Source organism: Deltaproteobacteria bacterium, assembly GCA_016235345.1.
In the GTDB taxonomy this organism is placed as follows: Bacteria; Desulfobacterota; Desulfobacteria; order Desulfobacterales; family Desulfatibacillaceae; genus JACRLG01.
In genome coordinates, this window is record JACRLG010000005.1 from 15,687 (window position 1) to 29,722 (window position 14,036).

Sequence of the window (14,036 nt, forward strand, 5' to 3'; positions counted from 1 at the left end):
CCCTTACGAGACCTTGGCGATGTTCCCGACTTCATGTTCCCCCCGCTTAACCCTCACGCCCGAAAAACGGCGTAGTTTTACCTTTCCACGTCCACAATGCGGGGCGTGATGAAAATCAACAGTTCTTCCCTGTTCTCTGTGTCGTTGTCGGTCTTGAAAAGCCAGCCGACAACCGGAAGCTTGTTGAACCAGGGGACTCCGGTCATGGACTCCCGCCGATCTGTCTTTATCACTCCGCCTATGACGACGGTGTCCCCGTCGTTCAGGAGAAGATCTGTGGTGGCTTCCTTGGTGTTGAAGGACTGCTCGCCGGCATAGACTTCACCGAGGTCGTTCTTTGTCGTATGAATCGAAAGCGTGATTCTCCGATCAGCCGTCACGTGGGGCGTAACCTCAAGCAGAAGATCGACCGGATGATATTCTATGGTGGTGTTTCCCGAATCGTCCAGCTTGGCTATGGGGTACTCAAGCCCCTGCTTTATGGTGGCCTTCTTGTTGTCCAGGGTAAGCACCTTGGGAGACGATACTATGCGCACGTTCCCTCTGCTCTCCTGGGCTGAAAGGGTGGCGTTCAGGGTGAGCTGGCTCAAGCCCATCAGGCGGGTGAAGTTGATGCCCGCCGTGCCGTAGAGAGCTGAAGTGAGGGGATAGTTGACCGCCCAGTTGTATCCGTAGGTTCCGCCAAGGGTGTCGTAGCCCCGCTGCGGCCCGACGCCTGCCTTGGCGTCCCCGGGCTGTACTCCCGCTTCGCCGTCCCATCCCACTCCGATTTCCCTGGAAAAGGTGGTGGTGGCTTCAACGATCCTGGCCTCGATCATCACCTGGGGCGTCGGCTTGTCCAAGTTTGAAACCATGTCCTGGGCCGCAGTGATGTCGTCGTCGCTGTCGCGGATCAGTATGGTGTTGGTGCGCTCGTCGCACCTGACATTGGTGAAGCGCTTCACCTGGGTGGTTTCAACCCTCATGCCGTCCTGGGACAGGATGGGCTTGTCCTCCATGATGCTCTGGAGATGCTCCGTGACTTCCTTGCACTTGGCGTAGTTGATGGGTATGTAGGTCAGCCGCTCAGGAGCCTGGCTCTTCTTGTGGAATTCCGAAACCACTGCTGACGCCTGCTCCATCTGCTTCTTCTTGGTTTCCGCCTCGACCTTTTCGAGTTCGGCCTTGCGCGCCTCGTCCAGGGTGGCCCTGGGCGCTATACGGATGATATCACCGACCTTCACAGCCTCGAGATTGTTCATCTGAAGGATGAGGAACAACACCTGGTCCCAGGGAACGGGCTTGTCCAGGGAAAGGGTGACCTCGCCCTCAACGTCGCGGTCTATTGCGAAATTGAGGCCGGATACCTCCTTTAAAATGCGGAAGACGTTTTTGATGTCTGTCTTGAAAAAATCAAGCGCGATGCGCTCGCCCTTGAAATGCATGGGTGCGTCCGAGGAGCGGCTCGTATCGAAAATGTCCATTGACCCGGCTGCCTGGGCCTTGGCCTGGTCCTCTCCGCCCGCAACATCGGAATCGGGAGCGGAGTCCTGAAGCACGGCCTCCCAGTCGGGAAGCCCCGCGTCCGAAAGGGGACGAGGCGGAACGCGTGAGGCGTCCAGGTGGATCAGGATGGTGTCCTTGTCCCTGTCAACCCGGTAAGGAACCATCTCCCGGAGCTCTATGGAAACGGTGGCCACGCCGTCACGGCGCATGATGGGCGCGATCCGGTCAGCCGCCGATTCAAAGCGGGTGGTAATGAGGGGGCGCTGCTGCTCTTTGGGAATGAACACTCCGGGCAGCTTGAGAAGAAGCCTCCTGGCTCCCGCCTTTTCCAGGGTGTAATCAACCGGGCTTGTGGTTGAAACCTTGACAACCGACCGGCCCCTGTCCTCGGTTATGAAATCGACCTGTTTCAGGCGCGCCCTCTGCAGGTAAGCCTCTCCGCCCGCCTTGTAGGTGCGGGGAGCCGCAGCCCTGGCGACAGGTGCAGCGGCCTTTGCCGGGGCCGCCTTGCCTGAGGAGGCCTTTGGCTCCGGGGGAGGAGCCGCAGCCGTCTCCGACTTCAAGGCGGAAGGCTGGGCTGGTGCGGTTTCAGGCGCAGCGCCCAGGGCCTTGAGAGCCACAACAAGGTTGTTGCCCTCCTGTCTGGGCGTGAAGGCTGCATCCTGCAACAGGCCTATCTCCACCTTGACTGAAGGACGCGAACCGCCGTTGGCCTGGGTGATTCCCACGCGCCTCACCAGTTCGCTTTTAACCCCCGGCTCCTTGGGCACGCCCGCTGCGGACGTTTCAGGGAAATAAAGGTCTATTCCCTGATAGAACGGAGACTTGACCGCAGTGTAGGTGAGCGGACCGCTTCCCTTCACTGTGATCAAAGCGCCGTCCGCCGTGTCCTCCACCGTTACCGACGTGATGGCCCTGGTTGTCTGCAAGGCCTTGTCGGCTTCGACGTTAAGGGCTGGAGCCGACGCTGCGGGCGATGTGCCCAAAGGCGCGGCTGCCTCCGGCGCGGAGGCGGACGCCACAGGTTCGGGCCCGGCGGTCTGCGACGCAGTTTCAGCGTCCTTGTGTCCCGCACAACCCATTACGCCGACGAAAATCACGGCGACAACCCACGCGGCGGAAACGAAAAGCCTCTCCCTTGTTCGCTTCATATCCTTAATCCCCGGCCGTCTTTTTGACTGATATTGTCTGGGGACGGCTCTGCCATTCCCCCGTCACGTAATCCTTCACCATTTCTTCCACGATAACGGAATCCAAGGATATCTCCGTCACCAGTGCGTTCGTCCTGCCAAGCCGGACACCCTTGGTGATGGAGTAGCCCTTTTTGGTTGTAGGGTCCTCCACCATCGCCACCGGGGCTCCGCCCGTAGATTTGGTAACAACCGCCACCAGCTTGAGCTGTCTCCAGTCGTAATCCGGCAGAATCGGAGGCGGCGAGCCTGGAGGAAGCGGCGGCAGTTCTTCTGCGCCCGCGCCCTCGCTGACCTTGGTCCCATCCGCCGTTTCCCTCACAAACGGCTTGAAAGGATCGACCTTTCCAGCCGGATTGTAGGAATACGCAAGCTCCAGGTCCGCATCGGCCAGCCCGGACAGCCCAGCCCCCCCGCCGATTCGCATTCCGGGGGAAAAGGAGCCCGCTTCTGCAAAGGCGGTTGAAGGGGAGAGGCCCATTCCCTCGGCTCCGGCCACAAGCGGCGTGGCTCCGCCGGCAGCGGCGACCGCAGTGGCCGGCGTCAGCGCAGTTGGCAGCGCCGCAACCGCAACCGGGGTTGCCTCCATTGGAATGGCCGGTGCTGTGGCTCCCGAAGCGAGCATGGGAACGCCCTCGCCCGGAAAAGGAGCCATCTTGATCTTGATGCGCACCGCCGTGGGCCCCTTGGGTGCTTCGGGCGTCGGCGCGGGCGGCTCATCCGAACAGCCCGCGCTGAACACCAGAACCAAAAGGGCCGCCATTGCGCCGATTAATCCGGCGGTCCGCCGCTCTGGGCTATTTTGGCTTCGCGTTTTCATCGGCCTTCGTGGCTGCCTCTTTGCCTTGATCGGTTCCGGCGGCCTGGCCGCCTTCCTTTGGTTCGCTCGGTTTGTTCTCCACGAATACGTAAGCATTGGCCTTCATGGTGGCCGCAAGCAGATCGGAATCAGCGCCGACCTGGGTCGAACGCTTGGCCGGCTCCAATTTGAATTCCAAAAGGGTAACTATTCGGAACAGCTTGGCGAGACGATCGAAAAACAGCGCAATATTATGGTATGAACCGGCGATTTCAATGTTCAAAGGCTTGATCGCATACAGTTCAGCGCCTGTCGTCTTTTCGCCGGGCCTGAAGCTCGTTATGCCAACGTTGACATCCTTGCCGATCTTGGCGACACCGTCCAGAAGCTCCGGAATCTCCTCCTGGTCGGGCAGAAGCCTCAGCCCCTTCTTGTACTTGACCTCGGCCTCTTCCTTCTTTTTGCGCACCTCTTCAAGAAGAGTCGCCACCTTCTGGTATTCGTTCAACTTTGTCTCAAGTTCGGCAAGTTCAGTGTTCAGCCGGGTGTAATCCTCATACTTCGGCTTGAAGGAGAAATTGGCGAACAGGGCCGTCACGGCCAGGAACATGGCCACGCAGATGAGTATCCTCTGGACCTTGGTGAACTGGGAGACCCGGTTTACGATCTTGTCTAGGGCGCCATCGGTGGAGGGTGGCGGAGCTTCGATCTTTTTTTTCATTTGCCGCCCTCCTTTCCGGCCTCAGCGGGTTTCGCTCCGGCCTCGGGGGGTTTGGCTCCGGGCGCTCCGGGCGCTCCTGGCGCAGCCGCATCGGGCTTGGCTTCCTCAACCGGAACCGGCTTGTAGCAGGTAAGGAAGAATTCCTGGAATGTCATTCCGGGAAACTTGCTGGCCTTATCCATCCGGTCCAGGCTCACCACCGTGAACTGGGTTGAATTCTCAAGGCGCTTGTGAAAGACGGAGACCGTGTTCTCGTCCACGGCGATTCCCGAAATGACGAGCTTCTCCTTGGTGCTCTCAAGGGAAGACAGCCACATCCGGTCGGGAACCGTCCATTGGGTCATGTGGTCGAGCAGTTTCACGGGGTAGGCGCGGTCGGCCATTAGCGTCTTTATGACGTCCAGGCGCTTTTCCACCATCGCCAGGTGAGCCTTCATGGCGTTGACTTCCTCGGCCTGTTTCTGCACCTTGGCCAGCTTGAGTTCGGTGTCGCCCTTCCTGTCCTGAAGGCCGCCCACCACGCCGCCAGCCCAGATGTGCACCCCGAACAACGCCACCACGGACAAGATAAACGCCAGGATAAAGACCGTCACCTGTCGCTTGACGTTCTCCTGCTTGCGGGCGGCCCGAAACGGAAGCAGATTGATCCGGATCATTTGTCGGCCACTTTCCTCAGCGCGAGACCAAGGCAGATGGAAGCCTGGGAGCCTATGCGCTTCAGGTAGGATGTGTCAAACTGCTCGTCGTTCACCTGCAACGACTTGAACGGATTCATGACCTCGACGGGAATGCCGGTTTCTGCGGCGAGCATCTCCCGAAAACCGGTGACGAGCCCTCCGCCGCCTGAAAGGAGAAGCCTTTCGGGCCGTTCCTCGTTGATGGAATAAAAGAAGTCTATGGCGGGACGGATTTCCTCGCACCAGCGGGCGGACGCCAGGGCGATGATGTCGTTCATCTCCTCGGCGTCCATCTTGGCTTCCTCCGCCCTGATCTTCCAGTTTTCCGCCTCCTCGAAGGTGCAGCCTCCGTGGGACATTATTTCCTGGGTGATCTGGGCCCCGCCCATGGATACGTCGCGGATGAGAACGCTCTTGTTGTTCTTGACTATGTTCACGTTGGTCTTGGTGGCGCCGATATCCACCAGGGCTACTATTTCGTCGGTCTTTTCTGTGGTGATCTCGTAGATGTTCTGGAGGGCGAATGCGTCAACGTCCATGATGCAGGGATTGAGACCGGCAAGTTCGGCTGCGCTAACATAATCATCGATAAGGTCCTTCTTTGCTGCAACGAGGACCACGTTCATCTGGTCATCCTTGCCCTCGACGTCGCCTATTATGTGAAAATCCATATAGACGTCCTTGACATCGAAGGGCAGGTACTGCTCGGCCTCGACCTGGAGATTTTCCTGCATGGCCTCCTCGGTCATTTTGGCCACTGAAATGTTTTTTACGATGACGGAGTGGCCGGATATGGAGATGGCGGCGTTCGGCTCCTTGATGTTGTAACTGACGCAAAGGTCCTTGATCGCCTGAGCCACCGCCTCCGGGTCCTTGATGAGGCCGTCCTCTATGGCCCCCTGGGGCATATCCATCATTCCGAACCGGAACAGGCTTCGGACACCCGGTTTTTTCTCGATGATCTGGGCGACCTTGATGGACCCCGACCCGATGTCCAAGCCTATCAAACTGTCACTTTTTTTGAATAGCGCCATGTCGTTCCACTCGCCGGATGAGATGGCCGCCGGACAGGCCTGCGGCAAGGCTCCCCTCGCATCCGGGCAAAAAGCGCCCGGTCAAAGGGAATGTACTGGAATCAAAAATTCGGTCGGGATAAAGGACACCCGGCATTTATTGTAGCCGATTCTGCACCTTTACCCATCTGTGTTGCGAAAGTCAAGCATTTTATGGAGATTAGGTGCTATTGCACTATTGAATTGCCTGTCATGCCTTTATCTTTCCCATACCATAACGTTTTGCCGCATTACAATCCCAAGCATCGGAAATGTGAGTACATTCACATGAAATCGAAGCAAATCCCACACCATGCCAAAATATGATCTTGACAACGCAGTCCCTCCGATAATATAAATCCGCCGATGTGCCACGTGCGGGCATAACTCAGTTGGTAGAGTACGAGCTTCCCAAGCTCGGAGTCGCGAGTTCGAATCTCGTTGCCCGCTCCAGGCAATATATTGATGCGGACCATGTGTCATGGGTTTCCGTGCTTCGTTTTTTCCGACCGGTTAACCGGTTTTGCCTGTTTCCCATTTTGCGGCTCGCCTCCGCCACCGTTTCGGGGCGTCTTTTGCTGCTGATGCGGAACTGACCTCGCCAACGTTGTTCGGTGGCGTTCTTTTGCCTGACAATTTTGTCGCGCAGGGGGAAACGGGCGTTTATGCCCGTTTTTTGTTTTTTGGCGCGAACCAGCTTTCTGTATGGAAACCGTGAAAAACGGCACCAAAAAGATAAAAACCGACAAGGCCAAAAAGGCCGCGCCCCGTGTAGGGAACCTGCCGGAAAAAGGCGAGGAGCGCGAAAACGCCCTTGCCCGCATGGAGGGCGAACTGACCGGGATCGTCGCCCCGGCCCTTGCAGCCGAAGGGCTGGAGCTTGTCGCGGTCCAATACCGGGGCGAGAGCCAGGGCCGGGTCCTGCGCATCTACGTGGACAGGCCCGGAGGCGTGAGCCTGGATGACTGCGCCTTTGCCTCGCGGCACCTGGGCGATCTTCTGGACGTTTATTTCACCACGGATGCTTCATATCGTCTTGAAGTGTCATCACCCGGCGAGGACCGGCCCCTGGTCACCGAGGAGCATTTCAAAAAGTTCGCGGGCGAGAGGGCCGAGGTCAGGACCAGGATGAAGCTGGAAGGCCGGGCGAGATTCACCGGATCCATCGTCGAAGCCGGGAACGGAGTCCTGACCCTAATGGTTGACAACAAGACAACGGCCATCCCCATTTCGGCCATCGCGAGGGCGAAACTTGCGCCTTCGGTACGGAGAGGATAAATGCTGAGCGAAATCGGGCGAGTCATCGAGCAGGTAAGCAGGGACAAAGGCATTGAAAAGGGCATCCTTGTCTCCACCTTGAAGGAGGCCTTGCAGTCAGCCGCCCGCAAGAAGCTCGGACCCAAGGCCGAACTCGACGTGCGCCACAACGAGGACACCGGGGAAATCGAGATTTTCCAGTACAAGACCGTGGCCGAGGTGGTCACCAACCCGGACATGGAAATCTCTTTAAAAGAGGCCCTGGCTCTCGACCCGGAATGCGTGGACGGCGACGAGCTTGGCGTCAAGATGGACGCCACCACCTTCGGGCGCATAGCGGCCCAGTCCGCCAAGCAGGTCATCATACAGAAGATGAAGGAAGCCGAACGCGACGCCGTCTACAAGAACTTCATCGACCGCAAGGGCGAGATTTTGAACGGTATAGTGCTTCGCTCGGAGCGCGGCGACCTGATCGTTAACCTCGGAACCACCGAAGGCGTGCTTTCGGTCAGGGAGCAGGTGCCCCGCGAGCTTTACAAGCGTGGAGACCGGGTCCGGGCCTATATCGTGGACGTTTCCCTTGAGGGCAAGGGCCCCCAGGTGATCCTTTCCCGCACCCACCCCAACTTCCTCATCAGCCTGTTCAAGGCCGAGGTGCCCGAAATCAGCGAGGGCATCGTGAGCATAATGGCTGCGGCCAGGGAGCCGGGTGTAAGGGCCAAGATCGCGGTGGCGTCCTCCGATTCCGACGTGGACGCCGTGGGCGCCTGCGTGGGCATGAGGGGAAGCAGGGTGCAGAACGTGGTTCACGAGCTTCGGGGCGAGAAGATCGACATCGTCCCCTGGCACGCAGACTCGGCCAAGTTCGTGTGCAACGCCCTGGCCCCAGCCCAGATTTCCCGCGTCATAATAGATGATGAAAACCACGCCATGGAAGTCATCGTTCCCGATGAGTTCCTCTCCGTGGCCATTGGCAAGAAGGGCCAGAACGTCCGCCTGGCCAGCAAGCTCACCGGCTGGCACCTGGACGTCAAAAGCGAGACCAGGTTCACCAGGGCCATGCAGGACGGCTACAACTCGCTCCTGGCCCTGCCAGACGTCAGCGTCACCCTGGCCGACGCCCTTTACGAAAAGGGGTTCTACTCCCTGGAGGAGCTTGCCAAGGCTTCCATAGACGATCTTCTGACCATCAAGGGAATGGACCGGGAAAAGGTGGACGCCCTCATGGAGGCCGCCGGGCGGTACCTTTCGGAAAACCCGCCTGCGGCGGAAGGCGAACAGGATAATGCGCCGGAAGAAAGCGCACCTGAACAGTCTCCCGAAGAAGGCGCACAGGAATCCAACGAAGAAAAAGAGGAAGACACGGAACGCGACGTCGCAGCCGCCTCGACCAAAGACGAAACGGCCGATGATTAGCGTAAGCCGCTTGAGCGGGAAAAAAAACCTGATTTTAAGCAAGACACTGAAGCATATCGTTTTTTTACGGGTTGACAGGAAGTGTCTCCGCCCCGACCGTCTCCAGTAAGGGGGACGGACCGGGCATGGCGCCGGTCACCGAAACGCCAAGGATAAATGGATGGCGAAGACCAAAGTTCACGAACTTGCCTCACTGCTCAACATGACCAACAGGGAGCTTCTTGAAAAGCTCCAGGGACTCAATATCCCGGTCAATCTCCAAACCCCGCACATGACCGTGCTGGACGAGGAATCCACAGCCAGGATCAAGGCCCACCTGACCGCCAAGCCCCACGCCAACGTGGAGGAAAAACGGATCAGCGACAAGGTCATCCGCCGCCGCAAGAAGACGGAAGAGCCTGTGAGCACAGCGCCCGAACCTGAGCAGGACGCGGCTTCCGCCCCCCAGGCCCCTCCCGCAGGGGAAGAGGAGGGGGCCGACGGAACGCAGCCGGAAGCCGTTTCAGGTCCTTCTTCGTCCGAATCGCCGACTTTCGCCGGATCAGCCCCGGAAGCGACCGATGGCGCGGGCGATTCCGTTGCGGAATCCCAGGAAGCCGTCTCCGGTGCGTCCGGCGCTCCGGCTCCGAAGGCTTCCCCAAAGGTCGAGAAGGCCAAAATCATCAAACCGGCCGCTCCTCCCGTTCTTGCCCCGAAGGCCGAAGAGCCGGAACCGGCCCAAGCCGCAGCTCCGCCTGCGACCGAAGCATCGGCCCCGGTTAAGGAAGAACCCGAAAAGCCCTCCGTGGAAGCCGCCCCGGCCCAGGAGCCGGTTTTCGAGGAAGAATCCGGCCCTGACTCACAGGAGGAAACATCCGCCCAGGAAACCGAGTCCGGCGCAGAAGCGTCCTCCGACAAGGGTGAGGCGGGACGACCGGGCCAGCCCATAATCCAGAAGAAGAAAAAGAAGAAGGAAACCGCTGCCCGGATCATCAAGCTGCCGGACGCCCCGGTAAAGCCCACTCTTCCAGCAACGGCCGCCGAGCAGCGCCCGGCAAGGCACTATCCGCCAAGACCGGCCACAGCCCCGCCTCCCGCCGTCAAGCGGGACGACCCTGCTTCCCAGGCAGCGGCGGCAGCCGCCGCCGAACGGGACAAGAAGAAAAAGAAGACCGTAAAGCGCAAGGAAGACGAGACTCCCGAAGCCGATCCGCGTTTTCTCAAGAAGAAGATTTCCTTCCGTAAGCGTGAAGTCGTGGAAGGAGCCGCCCTGTATGACCAGGAGAACGTAAGGGGCAGGAAGGGCGGAAAGGGCGGCAGGGCCGCCATGAAACCCAAAAAGCCGCTTCCCACGGTTTCCAAGGCCATCAAGCGCCGCCTTCGCGTGGACGACAACATAGTGGTGTCCGACCTTGCCAAGCGCATGGGCATTAAGGCTTCGGAACTCATCAAGAAGCTCCTCATCATGGGAACCCCGGCCACCCTGAACCAGAGCATCGACTACGACACGGCAGCCCTTCTGGCGACGGAGTTCGATTACGAGGTTGAAAGGGCCGCCTTTGAGGAAGACGCCGTTTTGAACATCCAGGCCGTCGTGCCCGAAAACCTGGTTCACCGCCCGCCGGTGGTAACCATCATGGGCCACGTCGACCACGGCAAGACCTCGCTTCTGGACGTCATCAGAAAGACCCGCGTCACCGACACGGAAGCGGGCGGCATCACCCAGCACATCGGCGCTTACACCGTGGAAACGGAACGCGGCAGGGTGACCTTCCTGGACACCCCCGGCCACGAGGCATTCACCCAGATGAGGGCCAGGGGCGCGAAGGTAACCGACATTGTGGTTCTGGTTGTGGCCGCCGACGACGGCGTCATGCCCCAGACCATCGAGGCCGTGCACCACGCCAAGGACGCCAAGGTCCCCATAATCGTGGCAGTCAACAAGATGGACAAGCAGGGGGCAGACCCGGAACGCGTCATGCGGGAGCTCGCCAACCACGGCCTCCAGTCGGAGGAATGGGGCGGCGACACCATTTTCGTGAAGGTTTCGGCCAAGGCCCAGACGGGCATCGACACCCTTCTGGAAATGATCCTGATCCAGGCCGAAGTCCTGGAACTCACCGCCGACGCCCAAAGGCCCGCCGTGGGCCACGTTGTGGAGGCCCGCATGGATCCGGGACGCGGCCCGGTGGCCACCATCCTGATACGGGAAGGCACCTTAAAGACCGGCGACGCAGTGGTCTGCGGGGCCCATTACGGGAAACTGAAGGCCATGACCAGCGACCGGGGCGAGATGATAACCGAGGCAGGGCCGTCCTACCCGGTTGAAATTCTTGGCCTTTCCGGCGTACCCTTTGCGGGCGACGAGCTGGTGGCGGTGGATACGGAAAAGAACGCCAAGCAGGTGGCCATGCACAGGGCCATGAAACTGCGCACCGCCGATCTTGCGCGCATCGCAAGGCCCACCCTGGAAAACCTCTTCGCGCATCTCAAGGAAGGCGAAACCAAGGACTTGAAGCTCATCATCAAGGCCGACGTCCAGGGCTCCATCGAGGCTTTGCGGGAATCTTTGGAAAAACTGTCGGGCGAAGAGGTCCGCATAGTCACCATTCACGCCGGAACGGGAGCTGTGAGCGAATCGGACGTAAGCCTTGCGGCGGTTTCCGGGGCCATTATCATCTCCTTCAACGTCAGGCCCAACGCCAAGGTGGCCGAGTTCGCCACCTCCGAGGGCGTTGACATACGCTTCTACGACATCATCTACAACGCCATATCCGACGTGAAGGACGCCATAGTAGGGCTCATGAAGCCCACCTACCAGGAGCACGTTTCCGGGCACGTCGAAATAAGGAAGACCTTCACCATTCCCAAGATCGGAACCATCGCGGGCTGCTACGTCACCGACGGCAAGGCCGAGCGCAACAGGAAGCTCCGGCTTCTGCGCGACGGCGTTGTGGTCTACGACGGCAAGGTGGCCTCCCTGAAACGCGTCAAGGACGACGCCAAGGAAGTCGCGGCGGGCTACGAGTGCGGCATAGGCATCGAGAACTTCAACGACATCAAGGAAGGCGACGTCATGGAGTTCTATTATATAGAGGAGATAAAACCGGTCTTCGAGCAGTAGCAGCCTGTCTAAAAACGCGAACTGCTGTGTTGCGCTCAAAAGCCAATTCCGTCACGTACTTTCAGTACGCTTACTCATTGGCTTTTAGCGCGCCTTGCATTTCATCGTTTTTATCCAGGCTTCACATCACGCCTTTTTCAACAGGCAGGTAAAACCGGCCCGTTAAAAACGCGAACTGCCTTTGGTGAAAGCGGGGCGTCATGTCGAGGCGGAAAGACGAAACCAGCATGGTGGTGGGGTTCGGGACCATCGTCCTCCGGCTTCCCGAAAACCATGATTTGAAGGGCAAGCGCAAGGTGGTGAAATCCGTCATCGGTCGTATTTGCAGCCATTTCAACGTCTCGGCTGCCGAGGTCGGATCCAACGACATCCTGCAAAAAGCGGTGATAGGCGTGGCCCTGGTGACCAACGACCACGCCCTGGCCGACTCGAAGCTGGACATGATAGTGAACTTCGTGGAGGAAATGATGGTTGCCGAAATCATCGATACCGACATGGAAGTAATGACTCTTTGATTTGTAACAGTCCGCTTGAAAAGGCAGAATGCGAAGCCTGATTAAAAACGATGAAGTGCAAGAAGTGCGAAAAGCCAATGAGTAAGCGTACTAAATGTACGTGACGGAATTGGCTTTGAAGCGCGGGCACTGTCAATTCGCGTTTTTAGACGGGCGCACAAGGCGATATGAGAAATTATCCGAGAGCCAAGCGGGTTGAAGCCCTGATTCATGAGGAGCTTTCCACCACGCTCTTGAAAAAGATTCAGGACCCCAGAATCGCCGGAGTGACGATAACCGGGGTCAAGGTGTCCGATGATCTTGCAACCGCGCGCATCTACTTTTGCGTGTCGGACCGGCCTAACGCCAGAAAGGAGGCCCAGGAGGGCTTCAAGAAGGCGGGCGGCTTCATAAAGCGCGAACTTGCGGCGGTTTTAGGTCTTCGCTACATGCCGGGGCTTTTTTTCAACTACGACGAGTCCCTGGAATACGGGCGCAAGATTGACGAAGTGATACGCGGCATCGCACAGGAGAAACCCGAAAACGAGGTTTAACGCCTCGCTCGCTGATGGACGGAATAATCGCAATAGACAAGCCTGTCGGAATGACCTCCGCCCAGGTGGTGGCCACGGTCAAACGGGCCACCAGGGCCGCCAAGGTTGGTCACACCGGCACCCTTGACCCCTTCGCCACCGGGGTTCTTGTGTGCTGCTTAAACCGCGCCACCAGGCTGGCGTCGTTTTTCCTGCACGGCGACAAGGGCTACGAAGGCGAGATGCTCTTAGGGGTTGAAACCGACACCCAGGACCCCACCGGACGGGTGATCCGACAGGTGGAGGACGTAAGCGTTTCAAACGCAGCAATAGAGGAGGCATTTTCCCGGTACAGGGGCGTCATCAGCCAGGAGCCGCCTGTGTATTCGGCCTTGAAACACGAGGGCGTACCCCTCTACAAGCTGGCCCGCGCAGGCACCCCGGTTCAGAAACCGGCGCGCACGGTCACGATTCACGAGCTTTCAGTAAAAAGGATCGACCTTCCCCGCGTTTCGTTCTTCACCCGGTGTTCCGGCGGAACCTACGTGAGGGCCCTGGTCTCAGACATAGGCCGCGACCTTGGGGTCGGCGCTCACCTCGCCCGCCTGAGGCGCACGGAAAACAGCGGCTTCACCTTAAACGATGCCATCAGCCTGGAGGAACTTTCCCGGCTGATCGCGGATGGCCAGCTACACACGCGGGTTACGGGCATGAATGCGGCCCTTCGTTTCATGCCACAGGTTCGGGCGGACGCGGCCCTCACGCAGGCCGTCATGACGGGCCGCAAACTCACGCGCCAGGACCTGCCGGGCGAGGCCGGGGCGATGACCGGCAATATCAAGATCACGGATGAAGCGGGACGGCTTCTGGCCGTCATATCGGCCGATCCGGAGGGAACTTTTTTCAGTTATTCATGCGTTCTTGTCGGACCCGACGCCGCCGCCGCCGACAGAAAGCGCCGTTTCAACCATTCGGAAACACGAAATCAAAAGGAGGCAAGGCAAAGTGGTTCTCACCCCTGACGACAAGAAAAACACCATCGAAACGTACAAGCGCCATGACGGAGACACCGGCTCGCCGGAGGTTCAGGTCGCGCTTCTGACGGATCGAATCATCTATCTTACGGAGCACTTCAAGACCCACAAGAAGGATCATCACTCACGCCGTGGCCTTTTGAAGCTGGTCGGCCAGCGCCGCCGCCTGCTCAATTACTTGAAGAGCAAGGATGTGTTTCGCTACAGGACCATTATCGAATCACTGGGCATCCGCAAGTAACATCAGGCAGCCTGAAAACGTGATCTGCTGTGTT

12 protein-coding genes and 1 tRNA gene are annotated in these 14,036 nt (G+C 58.9%); 8 read left to right on the forward strand and 5 right to left on the reverse strand.

Going from position 1 to position 14,036, the window contains the following annotated elements; genetic code table 11:
- Nucleotides 1–77 precede the first annotated feature (77 nt).
- From pilQ to pilM, 5 genes are read right to left on the reverse strand one after another with little or no spacing between them, the layout of a single operon-like run.
- Nucleotides 78–2,636 carry a type IV pilus secretin PilQ gene (gene pilQ / locus HZB23_02760; GenBank protein MBI5843574.1) on the reverse strand — a complete coding sequence of 853 codons (2,559 nt, stop codon included), beginning with the start codon at nt 2,634–2,636 and terminating at the stop codon, nt 78–80.
- Between the two features lie 4 nt (nt 2,637–2,640).
- Nucleotides 2,641–3,438 carry a pilus assembly protein PilP gene (locus HZB23_02765; protein ID MBI5843575.1) on the reverse strand — a complete coding sequence of 266 codons (798 nt, stop codon included), beginning with the start codon at nt 3,436–3,438 and terminating at the stop codon, nt 2,641–2,643.
- A gap of 34 nt (nt 3,439–3,472) precedes the next feature.
- Complete coding sequence (gene pilO / locus HZB23_02770) at nt 3,473–4,195, reverse strand: type 4a pilus biogenesis protein PilO (protein ID MBI5843576.1); 723 nt, start codon at nt 4,193–4,195, stop codon at nt 3,473–3,475.
- Nucleotides 4,192–4,851, reverse strand: coding sequence for a PilN domain-containing protein (locus HZB23_02775; protein ID MBI5843577.1), 660 nt, complete (start codon nt 4,849–4,851; stop codon nt 4,192–4,194). Before HZB23_02775 ends, pilO begins: the two co-directional genes overlap by 4 nt.
- Nucleotides 4,848–5,906, reverse strand: coding sequence for a type IV pilus assembly protein PilM (gene pilM / locus HZB23_02780; GenBank protein ID MBI5843578.1), 1,059 nt, complete (start codon nt 5,904–5,906; stop codon nt 4,848–4,850). The genes HZB23_02775 and pilM overlap by 4 nt, the downstream gene beginning before the upstream one ends.
- A 395-nt stretch (nt 5,907–6,301) precedes the next feature.
- Here pilM and HZB23_02785 point away from each other — a divergent pair.
- From HZB23_02785 to rpsO, 8 genes are all read left to right on the forward strand, one after another.
- Nucleotides 6,302–6,377: transfer RNA gene (locus HZB23_02785), tRNA-Gly, on the forward strand.
- A gap of 252 nt (nt 6,378–6,629) precedes the next feature.
- Nucleotides 6,630–7,202 carry a ribosome maturation factor RimP gene (locus tag HZB23_02790; protein MBI5843579.1) on the forward strand — a complete coding sequence of 191 codons (573 nt, stop codon included), beginning with the start codon at nt 6,630–6,632 and terminating at the stop codon, nt 7,200–7,202.
- On the forward strand, nt 7,203–8,597 hold the full coding sequence (gene nusA, locus HZB23_02795) for a transcription termination/antitermination protein NusA (GenBank protein ID MBI5843580.1): 1,395 nt from the start codon (nt 7,203–7,205) through the stop codon (nt 8,595–8,597).
- A gap of 160 nt (nt 8,598–8,757) precedes the next feature.
- Nucleotides 8,758–11,700, forward strand: coding sequence for a translation initiation factor IF-2 (gene infB / locus HZB23_02800; protein ID MBI5843581.1), 2,943 nt, complete (start codon nt 8,758–8,760; stop codon nt 11,698–11,700).
- Between the two features lie 227 nt (nt 11,701–11,927).
- Nucleotides 11,928–12,215, forward strand: a complete 288-nt coding sequence (locus HZB23_02805) for a DUF503 domain-containing protein (protein ID MBI5843582.1) — start codon at nt 11,928–11,930, stop codon at nt 12,213–12,215.
- 167 nt (nt 12,216–12,382) lie between these two features.
- On the forward strand, nt 12,383–12,748 hold the full coding sequence (rbfA, locus tag HZB23_02810) for a 30S ribosome-binding factor RbfA (GenBank protein MBI5843583.1): 366 nt from the start codon (nt 12,383–12,385) through the stop codon (nt 12,746–12,748).
- 14 nt (nt 12,749–12,762) lie between these two features.
- Nucleotides 12,763–13,749 (forward strand): tRNA pseudouridine(55) synthase TruB, encoded by a 987-nt coding sequence (gene truB, locus HZB23_02815; GenBank protein ID MBI5843584.1) that lies wholly within the window; start codon nt 12,763–12,765, stop codon nt 13,747–13,749.
- Entirely contained in the window at nt 13,733–14,002 is a 270-nt protein-coding gene (gene rpsO / locus HZB23_02820) for a 30S ribosomal protein S15 (GenBank protein ID MBI5843585.1), read from the forward strand. Before truB ends, rpsO begins: the two co-directional genes overlap by 17 nt.
- Nucleotides 14,003–14,036: the final 34 nt, after the last annotated feature.